The organism is Lysinibacillus sp. OL1 (genome assembly GCF_004332175.1).
In the GTDB taxonomy this organism is placed as follows: domain Bacteria; phylum Bacillota; class Bacilli; order Bacillales_A; family Planococcaceae; genus Lysinibacillus; species Lysinibacillus capsici.
Map to the genome: position 1 here is coordinate 66694 of NZ_SJDS01000009.1, position 21384 is coordinate 88077.

Genomic DNA, 21384 nt, shown 5'->3' on the forward strand with positions numbered 1-21384 from the left:
ATAGCCCCTCCTAGACGTATCGTATGCCCCTCAGAATACGACTTTGCATTGTATAATTTTCTACAATCGACTATATAACTGGAGGCTAAATTAAACATGAAATTTAAAGTATAGAACTTGTCCTAACTTTCTATTTTTACTTTTGGCATGGTAAGCTTCTGATTTTCTTCAAGTGACACCACAATATTGTCATTTAATAATTGATCCACCACGCCCCCGTTTAAGTTTAAAGAAGCTATTAATGTATCTGAATCACCAACCGCTTCGATCACAAACGGAGCTGGATGTTGTGTACCATCAATTGTTATTACTGGGCCATTACAGCGAATATAAGAACTCGCTAATACACGTTGTCCATTAATAGCAATAGCTTGTGCGCCTGAAATTTTTAGTTCATTTAACAATTTAAATACATGACTTTCATGGACAATATAGTCATTTGGATTTAAGGATTTTGGATCATAGTCTCCATCTTGAAGGGTTATACGTATGCCCTTCCCCTCACTCTTTAGTTCACCGAGTAAAAGCCGTAAATCTTCTGCTTGCTCAACAAGCTTCTTATAGTCCTTTTCGTTTGAAGCAAAGGATTTTTCATACTTTCGAATTTGTTCTTGTAAATTATTTAGTTCTTCCGTGAGTTCTTTATTGCGCTCTTGTTGAGTGATTAGCTCCTCACGATAAGAATCTTCTTGCTCAAAAAGCTCAGAATTAAGAGTGCCTGCTTCTCGATTATCTTTCGCCTGGTTGTATGAATAGCCGATGATAAATCCTGTTGTTACACAAACAATTAGTAATTCGAATTGTTTTCTAGTAAAAAAACTACCTTTGCTATTCGTCTTCTTGTTGTTCATCTTCTGTCACTTCCTGGTTAACCATTTCACCATCTGCATTTACTTCCATGTCAATACTAATCTTGTTGTATTCCTCGTTAAAGGGACGATAGTATGAACCGACCTCTAAATCAATCACACCTTTTTCTAAGTTAGCAATTTGTGCGACAATAGAGGGGTAGTAATTTAACTTTTCCGCTAGTGTCTGAATAACAGCACGTACTTCGTAGCCATCATTCATATAAAGCTTGACTGCATTTGGATTTGCTTCATTACTATTCGTGTTAACCTGAGAAATTAAAGCTAATACTTCTGGCTTTAATTGTGCTAGCTGTTCAACAAGCTTATTAATTGTCTTTTCACCAGTTATCCCGATAAAAACAGGTGCATCAATGGGTGTATCATTTCCCGTTTGTTCAAAGCGCTTGCCGTTTTCTAGCAAAGGATAATAAGTCCCATCTCCAGCTAAGTACGCAACTTTTTTCCATTCTTTAATATCAATTGTTACGCCTTGTAGCCAGTTACGGTTAACCTGTACTTCTTTTACCCATTTATCCTTTAATAAAATCTGCTCAATATCTTCCACTTTGAAACTCCACATTGATTTTCCTGGTGCAAGAGTACTTGCCTCCAAATAATATTGGTCATTCGCTAGCTTAGCACCATTGACTGTAATTTTATTGATGTTACTGTATGGAGACTGAAAATAAAGGAGTACTGCTAACACAATAAAGAAAAGTAATATTAGCACTATAAATTTCCGGTTTGTACGCTTTTTTCGTCGCTTTTTTAGCGTAGGTATGCGTTCTTCTATATCAATTACTTTCTCCACAAAAGTACTCCTCCTTTATATTTATTTCGCTAATTGATAAATAATACCTATTATTAACCACATTGTTACTAAAGATGTTCCACCATAGCTAATAAAAGGTAATGTAACACCCGTTACTGGCACTAAACCTATTACTACGGCTATATTTAGAAAAGCCTGCACCATAAGCATTGTGACTAGCCCGATTATCGCATAATAGGACGTTCGGTTTTTAGCCTGTACAGCAAATCTATAGCCTGCATAAATCGTTAGTACAAAAAGCGCTAAAATAACGAGGCCACCAATCAATCCGACTTCTTCTAAAATAATGGCGTAAATAAAATCATTTTGAGGCTCTGGTAAATACAGAAACTTTTGTCGGCTTTGTCCAAAGCCATGCCCAAAAATTCCTGCTGGACCGATAGCCATTAAAGATTGCACCGCTTGGAACCCACTAACCAAGGGATCAGCCCATGGATCAAGAAATGCTTCTATACGCTTTAGACGATAAGGCGCTGTCGCTATGAGACCTACTAATCCAGCGACGCCAGCAAGCATAATCATAGCGTATAGTTTGAGCGGATAGCCAGCGACAAAAAACAATAAAAACACAGATACAACGAGAATAAATACTGAGCCAAAATCCGGCTGCAACATGATAAGAACAACAGGAAGTAACAGGATGAAACCATGTCGCCAGTTAACAACAGGAGTGCCCGTTTTATGTTGGGCTAATATATGGCTCAAGTACACAATGACGGTAATTTTCGTTAGCTCTGCTGGCTGTATTGTTAATGGACCTACACCAATCCAGCTTTGCGAACCATTTCGCACCAATCCTATACCAGGAATCAGTACGAGAACGAGTAAAATTAACGAAAATATATAGGCCATTTTCCAAAAGGACTGCTCTCTCAAAATATTTAATCGAATCGTGATTAAAAATACGATAATGGCTACCACAAAGTATACGCTTTGCTTCACATAAAACGGCATTTTTCCACTATAATGAACGGCACTCCAATAGGTACCTGCAGAATAGACGAAAATAATGCCGATTATTGATAGCATCAAAGTTGTGACGAGCAATAAGTAGCTTTCTTTACCTCTCAGTAATGCCATCCTTCCAAGTCAAGTATATTCTAAAATAGTTACAGGCTCATTACAGCTTCATTACAGCATCAATAAAAACATCTCCACGTATTTCAAAGCTGTCATATTGATCCCAACTTGCACATGCTGGAGATAGTAAAATAACATCTCCTTCTGAAGACATCGGTGCTGCATATTGAACAGCATCTTCTACATTTTGAGCAATGACGGTATGTTCGACACCACACGATTTTGCAAATTCTACAAATCGTAAGCCAGTTTCTCCAAACGCAACAACACCCTTTACATGACTCATACAAGGGCGAAGTTCTTCGAAAGAATGTCCACGATCTAAGCCACCTGCGAGTAAAATGACAGGAGCTTGGAAAGCATCTAAAGCACTCTTTGTCGCTAAACAGTTCGTTGCCTTAGAGTCGTTGTAAATCTTACGACCGTTCCATTCACGTACGAATTGTGTACGGTGTCTAACTCCACCAAATGTCGCTAAAACCTCTTCCATCTTCTCTTTGTCACAGCCAACTAAAATACAGGCTGCCACAGCTGCTAGGATGTTTTCTAAATTATGCTTACCAGGCAAGGCAATACTCGCGCGATCCATGTATGGTTCACCTTGCCAATAAATTGTTGTATCATCTGCACTAATCCCATTTGCAGTACGCCCCTTCGAACTGAATGGAATCTTCTGTGCATGAGATTGTGCTGCATATCCAACCACTATCGGTTGGTCGGCATTATAAATAAAATAATCACTGTCATCTTGATTACGAGTTACGCCAAACTTCGCTTCAGCATAGTTATTAAATGTTCCATGATAATCTAGATGCGCATCATAAAGATTTGTCAAAATAGCAATTTTAGGCTTAAATGTTTTGATCCCCATCAATTGGAAAGAAGACAATTCTGTTACAATGATGTCATCTTGATTAGCTTCTTTTGCGACGCCACAAGCAACTGTCCCAATATTTCCAGCAATTAACGGATTTTTACTTCCGTTACTTAACATGTCGAATATTAAAGTTGTCGTCGTTGTTTTGCCATTTGAGCCTGTTATACCAATAAATGGTGCATCACTAATTAAAAAAGCTAGCTCAATCTCTGTCCAGACTGGAATCTCTCGACTAAGGGCATCAGCCACAATTCGATTGCTATAAGGTATACCTGGATTTTTTACCACTAACTCAAAGCCTTCATCAAGTAAATCTTCAGGATGGCGACCACAGATTACAGTAATCCCCTTCTGTAATAGCCCTTGTGCATCTGGACTTTCATCAAATGGTTTTGAATCATTTACTGTTACAAATGCACCAAGCTCATGTAAAATTTCCGCAGCGGCCACACCACTTTTTGCTAGACCTAACACAAGTACTTTTTTATGTTGTAAATCTGTATAGTTTTTCATTAGAACGCCTCCGATAAGACTGCAATTAATGCTACTGCTAAGGCAGTTGACCAGAAGACAAGTACTACTTTCCATTCTGACCAACCCGATAATTCAAAATGATGATGAATAGGGCTCATTTTAAAAATACGCTTTTTTCGAAGCTTAAAGCTACCTACCTGCAAAATAACGGAAAGTGTTTCGATCACAAACACTAAACCAACTAGTAAAAGCAAGAATTCTTCTTTTACTAAGACAGATACCATAGCCAATGCTCCACCTAATGCTAATGACCCCGTATCCCCCATAAATACCTTTGCAGGATTTGCATTAAATAATAAAAAGCCTAATAAAGCACCTGTTACAGCAAACGAAAATAGTGCAATATCTGCCTGACTTTGGAATAGCGCAATAACACCGAATGCTGCAAAGGCAATGGAGGCAGTACCCGCCACTAGCCCGTCTAGTCCATCTGTCAAATTCACTGCATTGGAGAAGCCTACTAACCAGAAAATTAAAAAGGCTACATAGAATACGTCAAGATCAATTGTCCACTCCGTAAAAGGAATAGCTAACGTTGTATCAAACGATCCTACATGTAGAAGGAAATACGCAAGAATAGCAATAACAATTTGACCAATCAATTTTTGAAGAGAGGTTAAACCTAAATTTCTTTTAAATACAACCTTTAAACCATCATCTAATAAACCTATTAAGCCGAATCCTGCTAATACTAATAAAAGTACTACGGTCTGTGTCGTTAATAAATCTAAAAAGCTACCTACACCAACAGTTGTTAGGAGGATGGATATTAAGAAAATGATTCCCCCCATTGTTGGTGTACCAGCTTTTTTCATATGTGATTTTGGTCCCTCTTCTCGAATACTTTGCCCAAACTTGAGACGACGAAGAAGTGGAATACTAATTGGTGCCAGGATAACTGTTACTATAAAAGCAAGAGCTAAAATGGTAAGTGTTGTTGCGAGTTTCATTGAAAAATCTCCTTTAAATCTTGTTTCACTTTCTTCTTTAAGAAAAAAGCATTAACTTTCATTTTATTATTACTACCCTTCATAATAATAGTGGTTCTTTCCCAATTTTTAAAGGTAAAGTTATTTTAGTTCTCCAAATATAAATGAATGGTACCATCTTGTTTGATAACACTATCCACTTCAGGTAATTGATTACCAATTTTAGTCCCTTCTCCATGCCATTCAATACGGAATGGATAAAATTGCTTGGCAATATCATCCTTTGTTTGACCAATAAAATTCGGTACCTTCACAGTAATTGGGTCACCATAACGATAATCCTTTTCCAGTTGTTCCTTCGATTTTTCAATACCTACAAAAGGCGCAACATCCTCAATAATTTGCCCCACTATAGGTGCTGCTACAACACCACCAAACTGGGTTGTCTTTTTCGGATTGTCAACAGCTACATAGACAACAATTTGCGGATTGTCTGCTGGTGCAAAGCCAATAAAGGATACGATGTATTCTCCACTTTTATAACGGCCATTTTCAACTTTTTGTGCTGTCCCAGTTTTACCACCAATGCGCAGTCCATCTCGAAAGGCTTGTCGACCTGAACCATTCGCTACTACTGATTCCAAAGCACCTCGAACCTTAGCAGAGGTTTCTTCACGAATTACCTGATTTTTAACAACTGGTTGTGTTTCTTGTATGACTTCTCCTGTATTTGGATTAAATACCTTTTTCACAACATATGGCGTATAAAGCTTGCCTCCATTTATGGCAGCAGCTACTGCTTGAACTTGTTGAATAGGTGTCACGGCTACCCCTTGCCCGAATGAAGTGGTGGCCTGCTCAACAGGACCAAAGGCATCCTTAGAAAATAAAATACCCGATGCTTCACCAGCTATATTAGACCCTGTCTTTTTTCCAAAACCAAAGTCTTTAATATATTGTAGTAGTCGTTCATTGCCTAGGCGCTGACCTAATTCTATAAAGCCTGGGTTACAGGAGTTCTCAACCACCTCTAAAAAGGTTTCATGCCCATGTCCTTCACGTTTCCAACAGCGAAGCTTTGCACCCGCCACCATCGTATAACCTGGATCATAAAAGGTTTCATGCTCCAAATCCACTAGGTTTTCTTCCAACGCAGCACTAAGGGTAATAATTTTAAAAGTAGAACCTGGCTCATACGTCATCCATACAGGTAAATTTCGATTGTAGATGGCTGGCTCTACTAATTGATATTCAGCTGGATGGAAAGTAGGATAAGAGGCTAATGCCAAAATTTCGCCAGTGTTTGGATTCATCGCAATCGCTAGTGCTTGGTCAGCTTCATAGCGCTTCATTGCTTGCGACATCTCACGCTCTACGACTTGCTGTACATCAACGTCAATTGTTAGCTCGATCGTAGCACCATCCTCTCCTGCTTTCCAAGCACTTGAAACATTAGGCAAATTATTACCTTTTGCATCTGTAAAGAGACGGATCGCAGAAGAATTAGCCTGCAGAAATTTATCATATTCATATTCTATTCCAGCTAATCCTTGGGCATCATACCCTGTAAAACCTAAAAATCGAGATAATAGCGTGCCGTAAGGATAATCCCTAGAATAATCAACACCACTATATAACCCTTCAATTTGCATGCCTTGTAATTCTACTGCTTTTTCATAAGGTATATTTTTGCCTTCAGGTGCTAGTTTCACTAAGTACGCTTTTTTTTGCATTTTCTCTAATAGCTTCGCCTTATCCACCTCGAGAACCTGGGCAATTTTTTCAGCAGCTCCTTCAATATCATTGCTTTGTGAAGGCATGAAATATAAAGTAGGCGCTAGCTTATTAGTTACAATACTCTCTCCATCTCGATCTGTTATATGCCCTCGTTCATTCGCAAATGGAATTTCCCTGTCCCAGTTCTCCTCTGCCTTGGTAGTCAATTCTTTTTGATCTAACACTTGCAAAAAGAACAACCTAACAACAATTGCCACTGCTACACACATAAACAACACATATAAAATACGTAAACGCTTTTTAGAATGGATAGAAATCCACTTCATTCGACATCACACCTTGTTTTTTACAACGTATGAAATAAAGTGGACTTCTATTCAGTATTATTCATCCTCTACTTCTTCAACTTCGCCCTCAGAGGCAGCTTCAACGTCTTGTACAAAGCTTTCGGCAGGTGTTTTAAGCTTAACAACAATCGGGGAACTATCAGTGATGACGGTTCCAGCTGAAACGCTTTGACTTGCTACAAAACCTTCGCCGAATATTTCCATCTCGAGTCCAGTCATAGATTTGAAGACTAGTAAATTACGTAATGACCAATTCGTAAAGTCTGGCAATGTTACCTCGCCATCTGTCTTTAAAAATACAAAACTACCTTTTACCAGTTTTTGAGTGTTCGATGGATATTGTTCAATAATTTTACCACCACTACCAACAACAATTGGTTGTAAACCATCATTGGCTAATTCTACTTCAACCGCTTCAGCACTTTGACCTGTAAAGTCCTGAATGCTGACTTTATTGACATGTTGAACATCGTCTGGGTTGATATTAAGGTGCTTTAAGCTATTTAACATAACTGGATTAAAGACTTTTGATACTGGTACAGATCCAAGCTCATTGTTCAGCTTAGGTTTTTTCACTGAGACATATACAATTAGCTGTGGATCATCTACAGGAGCTAAGCCTAAAAATGAATAAAGGTATTGGTTTGAAAGATATCCACCACTAGCTTTCGGAATTTGGGCAGTCCCCGTTTTCCCTGCAACCTCATAATCCTCCAATATAAAATCCTTCGCTGTCCCATGTTTTGATGTTAATGTTGAAGCTAGGATTTCTCGTACTTGTTTCGCTGTATCAGCTTTAATCGGCTGTCCTTTTTCAACTGGTTCATGATTTTGAATAATTTTCCCTGTAGAAGAATCAACAATACGGTCGATAACATACGGTTGCATCATCTTGCCATCATTCGCAATAGCAGTCATCGCTTGGATTAACTGAATAGGTGTTACTGTTGAACCTTGGCCGTAAGTTGTTGTTACTCGTTGAATAGGGTACTTCGATAAAATAGTACCCGCTGCTTCATTCGGTAAATCAATTCCCGTTTTGTGCCCAAAACCAAAGCGATCCAGATAATCAATAAATACGTCATCGCCAATCTTAGTTAATAAATGGGCCATACCAGTATTGGCAGAGCGTTGAAAACCTTCTAAATAAGTAATTGGACCCCAACCATATCTATTGTGATCTCGAATCGTACGGTCAAATACTGTATATGAACCTGACATAAACCTATCATTCGGTGTCCATTTTCCAGTATCGATAGCTGAAGCAAGCGTGAAAGTTTTCATCGTTGAGCCAGGCTCAATTGTCTCCTCAATTACCTCATTCAGCCACTTCATATTTTGACTTTCACGTGTTTCTGGGTTAAATGTAGGACGCTGTGACATTGCTAAAATCTTCCCAGTCTTCGGATCTGCTACTACCGCGGTCATGGACTCAGGATTATATTCCTGTTCAACCTTTGTCATTGCTTCCTCTAAGAAGCTTTGGATTGTTTTATCAAGTGTTAAATAAATGTCGTCCCCATTTTTTGCAGGTGTAATCATTTTCTCACTGTTTGGAAGCAAATAGCGGAAAGCATCTGTCTCATATTCCACCTTGCCATTAACGCCTGTTAATTCTTTATCATACGTATATTCTAGACCCATTTCTCCCTTGGTTGTAACCGTGCCATCTTCATTATCTTTTTTGAGAGCATAGCCAATTAAATGAGAGGCAAATACACCATTTGGATAATACCGTTTTAAGTCACTCACAAAGAGAATTCCTGGTAATTTTTCTTCCTTTATTTTACTCATGACCTCGTGACTAATGCCACGGCCTGCGCTACCAAACTCAACTTGATATAAAGGTTCACCATCACTTCTATATCGATTGTTCAATTTTTTAACAATCTCGTCTTCCTTTTCCTTCATCGCTGGAATATATTTCGCTAGTACTTTTGCCGTTTTCTCCGAATCTACTACATGTCGAGGATTCTTTGGATCTGTTGTAGCCTTTTCGCTTACAATGGCAATCATGCGATAACTCAATGTATCCTCTGCAATTACTTGTCCATTTTGATCATAAATCTTCCCACGATTAGCTGTAATTACACTTTCCTTACCATACTTAGCTGCTGCTCTCGCTGCAAGCTCTTGTCCTTCCACTTCACCTGTAGCCTGTAATGTCACCATTCTTGTGAATAATAGAAAAAAGAGCCCTCCATAAAAAATTAATAATAGAAAGGCTCCCCATTGGAATCGAAATCTCTTTTTTTTCATTCTCCCGGCACTACCTTTACATTTTTCTCATTTTGAGTTAAACCGAGTTCTTTGGCTTTTTTCCATATGTTTTCGTATGTAGAAAGTTCACTTACACGAACCGTTAAGTCAACATTCTGTTTCGCAATCTCTTCTGCTTCTGATTCGATTTTTTGAATGTCTATACTTGTTGTTTGAATCGCTGCTTGTTTATTTAATACAAGAATTCCTAGTACAGCAATAATGCCAATTAAAACAATTAGCATTGTCTTTTCAAACTTCTGGTTCGTTTTTTTACGACGTATGATAGTGGGTTGTGGACTAGGTGGTGTTATCGGTTGTTGCACTTGTTGATGTTGGTGCTGTTGCCTTACACGAACTGCTGCCATTTACTCACGCCCTTTGTCGTTAATTTTCTCCACCACTCTAAGCTTCGCTGAACGCGCACGATTATTAACTGCCAATTCTTCATCAGAAGGAATAATGGGCTTTCGTGTAATAAGCTTTAAAGTTGGCTTCATGTCATCAGGAATTACAGGTAAATTTGGCGGTAATTCCGGTAATGATGACGCTTCCTTAAAGATTGTCTTGCATAGGCGGTCCTCCAATGAATGGAACGTAATGACACTAATGCGCCCCCCTACGTTAATCATATCAATCGCATCGACTAATGAATCCTCTGCTGCGCCTAGCTCATCATTAACAGCAATTCTTATTGCTTGGAAAATGCGCTTTGCCGGATGTCCACCTTTTCGGCGTGCCGCTGCTGGAATACCCTCTTTAATTAATTCTACAAGTTGACCAGTTGTTTCAATCGGCGCTGTTTTTCGAGCCTCTTCAATTTTACGGGCAACTTGTTTAGAAAATTTTTCTTCTCCATAACGGAAAAATATACGAACAAGATCTTCGTATGCCCATTGATTAACAACATCTGATGCTGTCAGTGTTGCAGTTTGGTCCATACGCATATCAAGTGGTGCATCGTGGTGATAACTAAAGCCTCTCTCAGGTGTATCTAATTGTGGAGAAGATACGCCTAAGTCATATAAAATACCATCAACCTGCTTAATGCCATGAGCTAATAGTTCTTCTTTTAAGTAACGGAAATTCGAATGGATAAATGTAACACGCTCTATATAAGGTGCTAATCGAATTTTCGCATTTTCAATAGCCGTCATATCTTGATCAAAACAAATTAAGCGGCCTTTATCTGATAATTGTTGTACTAGATATTCACTGTGTCCCGCACCACCTAGTGTACAGTCCACATATACACCATCAGGATCTATGTTCAACCCATCAACAGTTTCTTTTAATAACACGGTTGTATGATCGAACATACCACTCGCTCCTCTCAGGCCTTAACCTCATTCAACTATCACGTTGTAATGCCTATTACAAGTTAAAAATCAAAGCCAATCATATTTTCTGCAATTTCATTAAAAGATTGTTCAGACTCACTAAAGTAAGCTTCCCAAGCATCCTTAGCCCAAATCTCGATTCGATTTGAAACACCCAACACCACACATTCTTTTACTAAATGCGCATGTTGCATAAGGGTAGTTGGGATATTGATACGCCCCTGCTTGTCTATCTCTACCTCTGTTGCTCCAGAAAAGAAAAACCTCGCAAATGCTCGTGTATCTTTTTTGGTCATTGGTAAACCTTTTAATTTCTCTTCGAGTTTTCGCCATTCATTCATAGGATAGCCAAATAGACAGTTATCGAGACCTCTTGTGACAACAAACGTTTCGCCTAAAGCTTCACGAAATTTTGCCGGTACGATTAATCGCCCTTTCGCATCAACGGAGTGTTGATATTCTCCCATGAACATACTACTCACCCCACTTTATTAAATAATGTACCACATCCCCCCACTTTCCTCCACTTTTTTTAAAAAAAACTTGACATTTTATCACTTAATATGCAATTAGACCTTTAGGAATTTTTTTGACATGTGCTAAATGATACAAAAAAAGAGCCACCCCTGGTAGGATAGCTCTTTAAATACTATTTATCTCGACATTATTCATCAAATTCACAGGATATCAAATTACTAATTAGGTAAAAAGTATCTATTTTTATTTTTATAAATAAAGTAAATAGTGGTGTTTACCGATACTATAATTTTGCTTCAGCATTTCAGTAATTAACATAGGTCCAAACTCATTGAAATATTGATACGGATTAAAGGATCTCTCTTGGAAACCATCATTAGGATATAATTCATTTTGCAGTGTCATAAATTTACGAATCGTCGTTTCATGCTTACCCAATACAGTTTGTTCAATTTTTTGCTGTAGATAGTCAAATTGCTTCGCATGATTTTCTTGATTTTTTTCAAGAATCTTATCTAATTGCAGATGCTGTTTCTCTAAATAGGAGGCTAGCTCTTCATATTTTTCTACTAACAACTGCTGCATAGCTTGAATTTGGCGTTTGGCTTCACTGTCCTGTACATCTGCAATAAAACGTTCTTTCAGGTGTAATGCTTTCCCTTCCCATACGTCAGTAACAGTTAGTTGATGCTCGCGTAATAATTGCTCTACATGACGAGTGACAATAGTTATATGTAGGCGCGGAGCAAAAATCGGCATTTGTAAATCTAACACTGAAAATGCATTTTTCAGTGTCGCCCAATAAGCTAGCTCTCCCGGGCCACCAACAAACGCCAATACTGGCAATGTCATCTCCTGCATCAACGGGCGAGTTACTACATTATTACTTAAACGTTCAGGATGATTATGCGCCACTTCTAATAGCTCTTCTTGTGTAAATTTAAGGTTTGCCGCTAAATTAACAAACAGATCATTTTTTCTTTCTAAAAGATGTCGCTCCCCATCTTCTACGTAAAATAAATTAGCGGCTTCATATGTTGCTAAAATAGGCTTACCATAGCCAGCACATTCAAGCTCTTGCTCCTTTTCCGTTACTACTCTAGCAATTTCTTCATTGGATTGAATGATTTGAGCAAAATATTTATGTTCAAATTGACGGAATTGAAAGTTGGCGGCATCGATTAATAATAAGCCTTCTTCTTTGAATAATTGATTCATTAGACAGGCAAAGAAATCTGTAAATGTTTCACTATTGTTCAATGCGTCAACTAATTGCTTAATCAACGTTTCTGTATACTCTGTTTCTCCAATATCACGAATAATTGTATTAATTAATTGCGTCATCGACTCTTTGTTTAGGGTTGTTGCAGAAGCCATCGTTTTACGTCTAGAGCGCTCTCCATAAGCTCTTTTTTTCAGCAATTCCCCATGGACCGTATAGGTGTGATTGATTTCTTCTAAGTCATGATCTTCTCCAGCTATCCAGAAAACAGGAATAACAGGCTGTTGAAGCTTCGTACTTTGCTCTTTCGCTAATGCAATAACTGAAATAGCTTTATGAACGGAGTAAAGAGGGCCTGTTAAGATACCTGCCTGTTGTCCACCAACTATTACCATAGCTCCTTGCTCTAGTTGTTCTAAATGTTCATTCGCTTTTTTTGATAACCCCAGCGGCTCCATAAATTGACGGATGATTGTAGTTAATTCTTTTTGATCACGGGAATTTCGCGCTAAATGCTCCGCTCTTTTCTCAAAAGCTTGATCATTGTATTCATACTCAAAAAATTGATGAATGGCAGTATTTGGCGACCAGTAATCTGCTAGTACATGATTTTTTATAGGTACTTGGATTGACTCCAGTTTCATTTAACATAAACTCCTCTACTCACTAAATCATTTCCTTACTCATAACAAGAAATTGAATTTCATTCATACTATGCACATAAGGCTTTCAATGTCGCCTTGACATTCAAATTGCTCAAAAAATCCGCGGCATCTATTAGCGGCTTTTAGGCAACAATGTTGCAGCAGACATTTCGATTTAAAAGCCATTGCTCTCCCTCGAGAAGGATTTTCTATACCTAACTTTGCTTTCGGTACAAAAAACATGTGCTGGTTCACATCCTCATGTCACTGAACTACGCTTCTAGTTACGAAGGTTTATGAATGCAATCAATATTCTCATCCCCATAGAATGATTTTTATAACTATTTTAATGCTATTATTTTAACGCTTAAAGCTTCAACATGAAAAGAAAATGCTTAGACAACCTGTAAATATTCCATAATGGATTGAATAACACCCACGATACATATCACTAGATAAGCTGTACTAAGTATTAAGAATAAAAAACGCCAAATTTTCTTTAATAACGGCTTTACTTCTATTTCCTTTTTAGTTCGCCAATCAATATATGTAAAAATCATAGCCATCATTATCGCGAGTATTACCAAAAGAGCCCCAACATTCACACGCCAAAGTACGCCGATGGCTAACGGAACAGAAAAAAACAAGCACAATGTCGTAACATCAGAGGCTGCTCCAAAAGCATGTGTGCCACGAATTTTAACTTTCCTGCCAACCAGATAAACAATTACGAAAAGAACAATTGGACAAAAAATAAGGATACTAATAACTATATGTAAAAGGTCTTTCAACTTCTTTCACCGCTCTCCTCTATTGCAAGCACTTGATGATATAAAGTACGCAAAGTAGGTAAATTATGACCGTTTGCTAAAGCTTTATTTAGTATGACACCAACAATTGTTTCAATTTCACTTTTTCTACCCTGCAGACGATCCGCTAGCATAGATGAAGTATTGTTGGCTGTTTTCCTACATAAGTCTATCACATCACTAAAAGATATGGTGTGTTCAATTTCTTCAAAAGCTTCTGTAAGCTCTCGATAAATATGTTCTAGCAGTAAAAATGCTTGTTGATTAGTCACTAACTCTCCGTTCTTTACTTGCAATACAGCTGTCAATGGATTAATTAAGCTATTAAGCACCGCTTTTGCAAAAAGCATTTGCTCTGCATTACTAGCCAATTCAATAGGAAATAAGGAATGTTGTAATTGTAGTAGCTGTTGAAAAGCCTGGTGTTCTCCTCGTTCTATCGCTATTTTACATAGTCCTACTCCTCTATGCTGAACCGTCGATTGGTTCATCAATTGAGCTCCAAAGGTCACTGAACCAAAGGCGATATTTTTTTGTGGCAAGAGTAGCGCCTCCTCCAAATGCGCTAAGCCGTTTTGCATAAAAAGCAACGGCATATCACTTGGAAATAAGGCTAATTGATTGTAGAGCTTTTGCAAATGTCCGTATTTAACAGCAATCACTAGTAAATCTTGCTTTGGTAGATTAGCCAAATCTGTAGTAGCAACAATCCTTTGCACAGTTTTAGTCCCATCAACGTTGATACGTGTTAACTTCTTGGCATTTAGTTCATTTACTTGTTCCTGCCTTCTGGCAACCAACGTTACTGGTACACCAGACTCCGCTAAAAAACTTGCTGTTAATTGACCAACTGCCCCTGCCCCAATTATCGCTACTTTCATTGTCTACACCCTTTCCATCTTTACTGATCATTGTTACCTCGGCGTCATTACATTCAGATTGTCCAAAAAACTCGAAACACTCTGTGATACTTTAGAGCAACACGATATTATTCACACCATTAAAGAGGATGACGCACTTTTTGGCGTGCCTCCTATATCAGCAGACTTTAAAACAACCATATAATGCTTCACCTCCGAATAGCATACATTCATAAAACTAAAGAATAAGGTGCCTTAGAATACATCTAAGGCACCTTCTACGCAGGTTCTTTTATTATACAGGATAGACTGATTATTGACGATATACAGAAAGGGTTTTATGTCCATAAAAGAAAAGCAATGTAATTCATGTTCTACAGCCACGTAATCATAATTTTAATCTTTCATTAATGAATAACCTTGCTGAAGCCATTTCACTAGCTTCTCATGCTCATTTTGCAATTCACGATGCTTCATTTCAAGCGTTTGATAAGCCTCCGTTAATTCGTCAAAACTTGTCAACGCTAATTTCAAATGACTTCGCATAGATTGTTGGGGCTGATTTCGCACAGCTAATAGTGACTGACTATATTGACCACGCAATGTTTTATTCCAACGGAAACCACACGCTTGTTTTGTACGACCTAGTTCTATGGCCGCCATTTCAAAGGCCTCTAGCTGTGTTTTGCCATTTTGCACATTATGCAATACGATTTCTGCTAGTCTTTCATCATCTTCCTTTGTCCATTGATCTTTTCTTTTTTTCAATTCCATAATCTATCACCCTCGCATTTTTTACTACTATATGCAAAAGCAAGCAAAATAGAATCATTGCATGAAAAAAGACAGTGATGATGTTTTACTCACATCACTGTCTTTATACATTACTTATTATTCTTCTTTGTCAAGAAATTATTAACCGCTTGATGGTGCGCTTCGCTTTCCCACAACTTTGCACAGGTACGAACTTCTTCCATCACACGCTCATACATATTTCGTTCACGCCACTTTCGAAGCTCAATCTCCTTATAAGCTTTATGAACAGAAGGATGAATCTTTCGCATATGTTCAATAAAATCGTTCAAGGCATCTTCTTTTGAGCCTTCAAAAACACGCATAGCCCACCCTATCTCATATAATAATTGCGCAGGGTAAGGCTTCGCATCCACTAGCATCTTCATTGCACGATCATGACGCAAACCTCGTTCAAATAAATATGTACCACCACCCCAGCCACTTGTAATGGCTAGTGTCCCTTGAATAAATCCGCATTTCGCATGGCTAGCTACTAAACGAAAATCACAAGCTGTTGCAATCTCACAGCCCCCTCCAACAGCAGTACCATTTATAAGTGCTATAGTTGGTACAGGAAGCGTAGCAAGGTCGTATAATATTTTCCCCATTTTACTTAACATACCAAATGCCTCATCCTCTGTTTCCAATGAATGAAACTCAGATAAATCCCCTCCTGAGCAAAACGATTTATCGCCAGCACCAGTCACTACTAAGAAACGCACATCTTCATGCCCACGAATATATGTAATGACTTCTTGAAGACCGTTCATCACTTCATCATTGACAGCATTCCGTTTCTCTTCACGGTTAATGGTAAACGTCATAATGCCATCATGATTGTCAATCGTATAAGACATATCACTACCCCCTTTGTCGCAATGAATAAATTGTATCACACAATTATTTCACTATTGTAAAGAACTTCATAATCAACGAAATATTCCGTCTTTTTAAGCAAACAAAAAGGCTAGTAAAGAGCCATGGTCTCTCTACTAGCCTTTTAAGTGAGCAAACACTGTATTATTTGCTTACTACTTCTTTACCTTTGTATTGTCCGCAAGCTTTGCAAACACGGTGTGATAATTTAGCCTCACCACAGTTAGGGCAAGTTACCATACCAGGTACAGATAATTTGAAATGCGTACGACGCTTTCTTTTTGCAGTTTTAGAAGTTCTTCTAAATGGTACAGCCATTGATGGCACCTCCTTACAGATCGTCTATTCGTCTGTTTGATCAAAATACTTAGCTAGAGCAGCTAGTCTTGGATCCACTTTTTGTTCGTCAGCTTTTTTGTGTAGCTCTACGTCTTCATCTGTTGCATAAGACCAATTTTTACCACCATGCACTTGTCCTTCAGAATCTTCCTTGAACACTTGCATTGGTACCTCAAGCAAAACTAATTCCTCAAGAACCGGTTTCATGTCGATGACTTCACCGTCAATATAGTGAATGTCTCCGTCATCGTCTCCTCGTTTATCTTCGTCAATCCAGCTAAAAATTTCAACTGTCTCAACTTCAATTGGAAACTCAACATCCTCCCATGTGCGAGCACATGGTAGTGTTAACGTTGCTGTCACAGTTAACTGACATGTCATTTGCGATGCACCAAAAGTACATAGCCCTTTTACATGAACGGGCGAAATTGCTCGAATATCCTGGTTTCGCTCCATCACTTCGTCCAGCTGGACAAAGGCATCGATTGGCATCCCGTTTTGGCGGTATTTAGATAATTGATGAATTGACCATTTCATTCGTTTAATCACCTCGAGACAACACTGTTGATTATATAATGTGTAAAAATAGATGTCAAGATAATTTCTTGTCACCACTTTAAAACCCACCTATAATTATATACTATGAGAAGTGTATTTACTCCTAACAGTTTAAAATAAAGACACAAATTATAAGGGGGAGAAGCATGCAAGCAGTTGGAATTGTTGTAGAATATAATCCTTTTCACAACGGACATGCTTATCATTTAGAACAGGCTAAAAAAGCAGCACAGGCAGATCTCGTAATCGCTGTTATGAGCGGCACATTTTTACAACGTGGAGAACCTGCCATGGTAGATAAATGGACACGTACTAAAATGGCGCTTTCTGGCGGTGTAGATATTGTTATTGAACTGCCTTATGTCTATAGTACAGCACCTGCCACAGATTTCGCAAAAGGAGCCATTTCCTTATTAAGTGCTGTTGGTTGCAACTCTTTTGCCTTTGGAAGTGAAGACGGCTCTATTCAGCCCTTTCTAAACACTTTTGAGCTGATTGACAGCCACCGTACAGAATATGACCAGTTCATTAAAGACAGCCTTAAAACAGGTGCCAGCTACCCAAAAAGCCTACATTACGCCTATGAACAGCTTTCTCAGATGTACCCTGCTCCATACATCGATCTTGCACAACCAAATAATATATTGGGCTTTCATTATCTTGAAGCAGCGAGGACACTTAACAGCAACATTAAACCACTAACAATTCCTCGCGTTGCAGCAGGATATCATGATGCTTTAAAGGAAGATGCATCAATCGCCAGTGCCACTGGCATACGTAAAGCCCTTGCCTCTACAAATTCTTTACAAAGTGTACAAAATGTTGTTCCTACTGCTACTTTTGAATATTTAACTGACTGGCATACAAAGTATAACCAATTTGCAAGCTGGGAAACATTTTGGCCGTTATTACAGTTCACCATTGTAAGACATACTCCTTCAGAGCTTACTCGTTATGCAGAAGTAACTGAGGGCATAGAAAACGCAATTGTCAAAGCTGCCAAAACCAGTTCTACATTTTATAGCTTTATGGAAAAAATAAAATCTAAGCGTTATACCTGGACCCGCCTTCAACGGATGATAACACATATTTATACAGGGTTTACCAAACAGCAGCTTCAAAGTTTTAACGCGCCATCCTTTATTCGGCTATTGGGTATGAGTTCGATGGGACAAGCTTATTTAGGACAGCAAAAAAAGAATATAGAATTACCCTTAATCAGTCGAGTTGCAGCTACCAATGATGCGATGTTAGCTATCGATATACATGCAGCAGAGCTTTATAATTTAAGTATCGAGCAAGGAACAAAGAATCTTACGCTGCCGAAGGATTATCAAACACCACCTATTCGTTGCTAAAGGCATCAAAAGGGATGCTAAGGTCCTCTTAGCATCCCTTTATATTATTTTGGTTGAAGTTGCTTTAAATAATTGATAGCATCGTCAACGCTCTTCACTGGAACGATTTTCATTTTTGTTTTAATCTCTTTTGCCGTTTTGACAGCCGTTGCATAATTCGATTCTAGCTCTGGATACTTCGCCTTCATTTCTCGAGAGATTTCATCATCTGGTGCAAAGAAGATTTCCATGCCGTCACGATCAGCGGCAATAACTTTATAGTCTATTCCACCAATCCTGCCAACGGATCCATCTATTAGCATTTCACCTGTACCAGCAATTGCATAGCCTTTTGTTAAATCTTCATCAAGCAATTGGTCTAATATTTCAAGTGTAAACATCAGTCCAGCAGAAGGTCCACCGATATCCTCTGTTTTCATCGTTACCTTCGGATTAGTTTCAATCGATTTGCTTTCAGTATAGGAAATACCTAAACCCGCTCTATGTTCTTGGGCGTTAGGAATTTCCTGTAGTGTAATAGTCTCCTGATGTTGTTCTTCATTACGTATAAATTGAATGGTTACCTTATCGCCAAGCTGCTTAGGTTTTAATAGATCCACAAGCATTTGCTGGCTAGTTATTTTTTGACCATCAACCTCAACAATTTCATCTCCAGCTTTTAAAATACCGTCCGAAGCTCCTCCGTCTAAAACGTTTAATATAAATACACCATTAAAAAGAACCTTTGTCTCTAGCCCTGCTCTTTGAAAGGCTACATATTTGGCATTAAATTGTGAATCGGACATTAACTTTAACTGTCGAATATTATATTCCTCATCATCCTCTAAAGGATTTCGTACTTGTTCAATATCCATTAGCTTTTGATATTTTTGAACTTTTGCCCACAAATACGAAAATGGTGTGGCTTGCTGCATAGCAACTGTCATTAAACTTAAAGACCCCTTACTATCTGCCTCTTTACTATCCACAGTAACAAATTTACTGACATCGTAGGCACTTCCAGGTTTCATAATATACGCGTCTAGTCGGTATAACATCATACAACAAATCACGACTATTAACACTGCATAAATACCAATTTTTTTCTTCACTTGAAAACACCTCCTAGGACGCTTGCAAAACCATACGTTCATGTTTTTGCCTTTCTCACATATATTGATTTTAGCATTTGCCTATGTGAATGACAAAAAGTTGAAACGAGATGATAACATGTTTGCTACAATTCAAATAGTGCTCTGCGTAATTCTAATTCTCTTACTCTTGTTATTCCCACAAACTGCTCACAGTGGTACTGATTTAGGCGTAAATCTTTTCATGGAAGCACTTTTTCCGTACTTATTGCCGTATCTTGTGTTAACACAATGGCTTCTGCGTTTAACAGCCCCTATGCGTACCAAAACAAAAAGGGCTTCTTTATACGTACAAGCCTACATTATTAGTGCCCTTGGAGGCTATCCAACTGGCGCAACTACTATTGTTTATTTGAAAAATAGTGGTCAATTACACCCTAAAGAGGCAAATTTCTTGCTAGCTGTTTGTCATGCACCCAGTCCACTTTTTGTATTAGGTTTTGTAAGCCTTGATTTATTACACAGTAATACGTTTGGATGGTTGTTTTTATGTTTACTACATACGTTTAATATTTGTTGCCTAGTAACTGGCTACTTTTTCTTTCGCAAAACTGATTCACCTAATATCTCCGTACACAACACACCACTCTATAGTGCTCCATTTTCGGAAAGTATTAAAGAAACTGCCCCAACCATTCTGCTAGTTGGTACAACCATCATCTTTTTCACAACGATTCAAACCATTGTACAACAAGGCTTAGATCAGCTTATACCAAAGCTTCCCTATACGATTGAGCTTTCCATAGCAGCTGTTCTGGAGGTAACGAACGGTCTTAAAATGACAGTTACAGCATTTCCAGATCTTCCGTATATCCATTTACTTGTTGTGATTTTGTTAACGATGCAAAGTATAAGTATTCACTTACAAATTTTTGTTATCGCCAAATCTGCAAAACTTTCTGTACGACCTTATATTAAATTCCGCCTCCTTAGCATAATCATTGTACCCACTATTTATGCTCTGTTTTTTCTAAAATAACAATCGCTCTAAATATCAAAAAGAGGATGTCATCGATCTTTTGACATCCTCTGCATCCTTAATGTGTAAAACCATATTTTTCTTTTAAAGCCTTTACGACACATGTAGGGACTAGCTCGTTAACATCACTACCATATTTCGCAACCTCTTTTACTATACTAGAACTTAGGAACGAATATTGATTTTTCGTCATGATGAAAAATGTTTCGATTGTTTCATCTAGGAAACGGTTCATGGATGTAATTTGCATCTCATATTCAAAATCCGAAACTGCTCGTAAACCACGAACAATCGCCTTCGCTTTTTTTTCCTTAGCATAATCAATCAATAAGCCTGAAGAACTCTCTATACGAACATTAGGTAAGGTTTTTGTCACTTCAGCCATCAAAGCCATACGTTCTTCTACAGAAAACAAAGGATTCTTTGCTGAATTGTTTAATACTGCTACATATACGATATCAAACACATCAGCCGCACGTTTAATTATATCTAAATGGCCGAATGTTACAGGGTCAAAACTTCCAGGAACTACAGCAATTTTTTCAGACAAC

21 protein-coding genes are annotated in these 21384 nt (G+C 38.2%); 2 read left to right on the plus strand and 19 right to left on the minus strand.

Going from position 1 to position 21384, the window contains the following annotated elements:
- Nucleotides 1-122 precede the first annotated feature (122 nt).
- The 17 genes from EW028_RS16255 to EW028_RS16335 form a co-directional block, all read right to left on the minus strand.
- Nucleotides 123-851 carry a DUF881 domain-containing protein gene (locus EW028_RS16255; RefSeq protein ID WP_131521626.1) on the minus strand — a complete coding sequence of 243 codons (729 nt, stop codon included), beginning with the start codon at nt 849-851 and terminating at the stop codon, nt 123-125.
- On the minus strand, nt 829-1662 hold the full coding sequence (locus EW028_RS16260; protein WP_048394656.1) for a cell division protein FtsQ/DivIB: 834 nt from the start codon (nt 1660-1662) through the stop codon (nt 829-831). Before EW028_RS16260 ends, EW028_RS16255 begins: the two co-directional genes overlap by 23 nt.
- A gap of 21 nt (nt 1663-1683) precedes the next feature.
- Nucleotides 1684-2763: a putative lipid II flippase FtsW gene (ftsW, locus tag EW028_RS16265; protein ID WP_131521627.1), complete on the minus strand. Its 1080-nt coding sequence runs from the start codon at nt 2761-2763 to the stop codon at nt 1684-1686.
- Between the two features lie 40 nt (nt 2764-2803).
- Nucleotides 2804-4153 carry a UDP-N-acetylmuramoyl-L-alanine--D-glutamate ligase gene (murD, locus tag EW028_RS16270; protein WP_131521628.1) on the minus strand — a complete coding sequence of 450 codons (1350 nt, stop codon included), beginning with the start codon at nt 4151-4153 and terminating at the stop codon, nt 2804-2806.
- Nucleotides 4153-5124, minus strand: a complete 972-nt coding sequence (gene mraY / locus EW028_RS16275) for a phospho-N-acetylmuramoyl-pentapeptide-transferase (protein ID WP_131521629.1) — start codon at nt 5122-5124, stop codon at nt 4153-4155. The genes murD and mraY overlap by 1 nt, the downstream gene beginning before the upstream one ends.
- A gap of 125 nt (nt 5125-5249) precedes the next feature.
- Nucleotides 5250-7166, minus strand: a complete 1917-nt coding sequence (locus EW028_RS16280) for a stage V sporulation protein D (RefSeq protein WP_103117543.1) — start codon at nt 7164-7166, stop codon at nt 5250-5252.
- 57 nt (nt 7167-7223) lie between these two features.
- Nucleotides 7224-9446: a penicillin-binding protein gene (locus tag EW028_RS16285; protein WP_131521630.1), complete on the minus strand. Its 2223-nt coding sequence runs from the start codon at nt 9444-9446 to the stop codon at nt 7224-7226.
- On the minus strand, nt 9443-9814 hold the full coding sequence (ftsL, locus tag EW028_RS16290; protein ID WP_004224836.1) for a cell division protein FtsL: 372 nt from the start codon (nt 9812-9814) through the stop codon (nt 9443-9445). The genes EW028_RS16285 and ftsL overlap by 4 nt, the downstream gene beginning before the upstream one ends.
- Complete coding sequence (gene rsmH, locus EW028_RS16295; RefSeq protein ID WP_048394669.1) at nt 9815-10765, minus strand: 16S rRNA (cytosine(1402)-N(4))-methyltransferase RsmH; 951 nt, start codon at nt 10763-10765, stop codon at nt 9815-9817.
- 62 nt (nt 10766-10827) lie between these two features.
- Complete coding sequence (gene mraZ, locus EW028_RS16300) at nt 10828-11259, minus strand: division/cell wall cluster transcriptional repressor MraZ (RefSeq protein WP_048394670.1); 432 nt, start codon at nt 11257-11259, stop codon at nt 10828-10830.
- A 253-nt stretch (nt 11260-11512) separates the two neighbouring features.
- Nucleotides 11513-13129: a bacillithiol biosynthesis cysteine-adding enzyme BshC gene (gene bshC, locus EW028_RS16305; protein WP_131521631.1), complete on the minus strand. Its 1617-nt coding sequence runs from the start codon at nt 13127-13129 to the stop codon at nt 11513-11515.
- Nucleotides 13130-13524: 395 nt separating this feature from the next.
- A complete protein-coding gene (locus EW028_RS16310) occupies nt 13525-13920 on the minus strand; it encodes a DUF3397 domain-containing protein (protein ID WP_131521632.1) in 396 nt (131 codons plus the stop codon).
- The gene (locus EW028_RS16315) at nt 13917-14819 is read right to left on the minus strand and encodes a ketopantoate reductase family protein (protein ID WP_131521633.1); all 903 of its coding nucleotides are present in this window, start codon (nt 14817-14819) and stop codon (nt 13917-13919) included. Before EW028_RS16315 ends, EW028_RS16310 begins: the two co-directional genes overlap by 4 nt.
- Nucleotides 14820-15194: 375 nt before the next feature.
- The gene (locus tag EW028_RS16320) at nt 15195-15572 is read right to left on the minus strand and encodes a transcriptional regulator (RefSeq protein WP_004224822.1); all 378 of its coding nucleotides are present in this window, start codon (nt 15570-15572) and stop codon (nt 15195-15197) included.
- Between the two features lie 110 nt (nt 15573-15682).
- The gene (locus tag EW028_RS16325; RefSeq protein WP_016992547.1) at nt 15683-16450 is read right to left on the minus strand and encodes an enoyl-CoA hydratase/isomerase family protein; all 768 of its coding nucleotides are present in this window, start codon (nt 16448-16450) and stop codon (nt 15683-15685) included.
- A 163-nt stretch (nt 16451-16613) separates the two neighbouring features.
- Nucleotides 16614-16787, minus strand: coding sequence for a 50S ribosomal protein L32 (gene rpmF, locus EW028_RS16330; RefSeq protein ID WP_004224819.1), 174 nt, complete (start codon nt 16785-16787; stop codon nt 16614-16616).
- A gap of 24 nt (nt 16788-16811) precedes the next feature.
- Nucleotides 16812-17345, minus strand: coding sequence for a YceD family protein (locus EW028_RS16335; RefSeq protein ID WP_004224818.1), 534 nt, complete (start codon nt 17343-17345; stop codon nt 16812-16814).
- Nucleotides 17346-17512: 167 nt separating this feature from the next.
- On the opposite strand from EW028_RS16335, the gene EW028_RS16340 reads away from it, so the two are divergent.
- The gene (locus EW028_RS16340) at nt 17513-18724 is read left to right on the plus strand and encodes a nucleotidyltransferase (RefSeq protein ID WP_131521634.1); all 1212 of its coding nucleotides are present in this window, start codon (nt 17513-17515) and stop codon (nt 18722-18724) included.
- Nucleotides 18725-18768: 44 nt separating this feature from the next.
- Here the strand turns inward: EW028_RS16340 and EW028_RS16345 are convergent, their stop codons facing one another.
- Nucleotides 18769-19815, minus strand: a complete 1047-nt coding sequence (locus EW028_RS16345; protein WP_131521635.1) for a SepM family pheromone-processing serine protease — start codon at nt 19813-19815, stop codon at nt 18769-18771.
- Nucleotides 19816-19933: 118 nt separating this feature from the next.
- Between EW028_RS16345 and EW028_RS16350 the strand changes: the two genes are divergently transcribed.
- On the plus strand, nt 19934-20833 hold the full coding sequence (locus tag EW028_RS16350) for a hypothetical protein (protein WP_227744967.1): 900 nt from the start codon (nt 19934-19936) through the stop codon (nt 20831-20833).
- Nucleotides 20834-20891: 58 nt separating this feature from the next.
- Here the strand turns inward: EW028_RS16350 and coaD are convergent, their stop codons facing one another.
- Complete coding sequence (gene coaD, locus EW028_RS16355) at nt 20892-21383, minus strand: pantetheine-phosphate adenylyltransferase (RefSeq protein WP_131521636.1); 492 nt, start codon at nt 21381-21383, stop codon at nt 20892-20894.
- Nucleotide 21384: the final 1 nt, after the last annotated feature.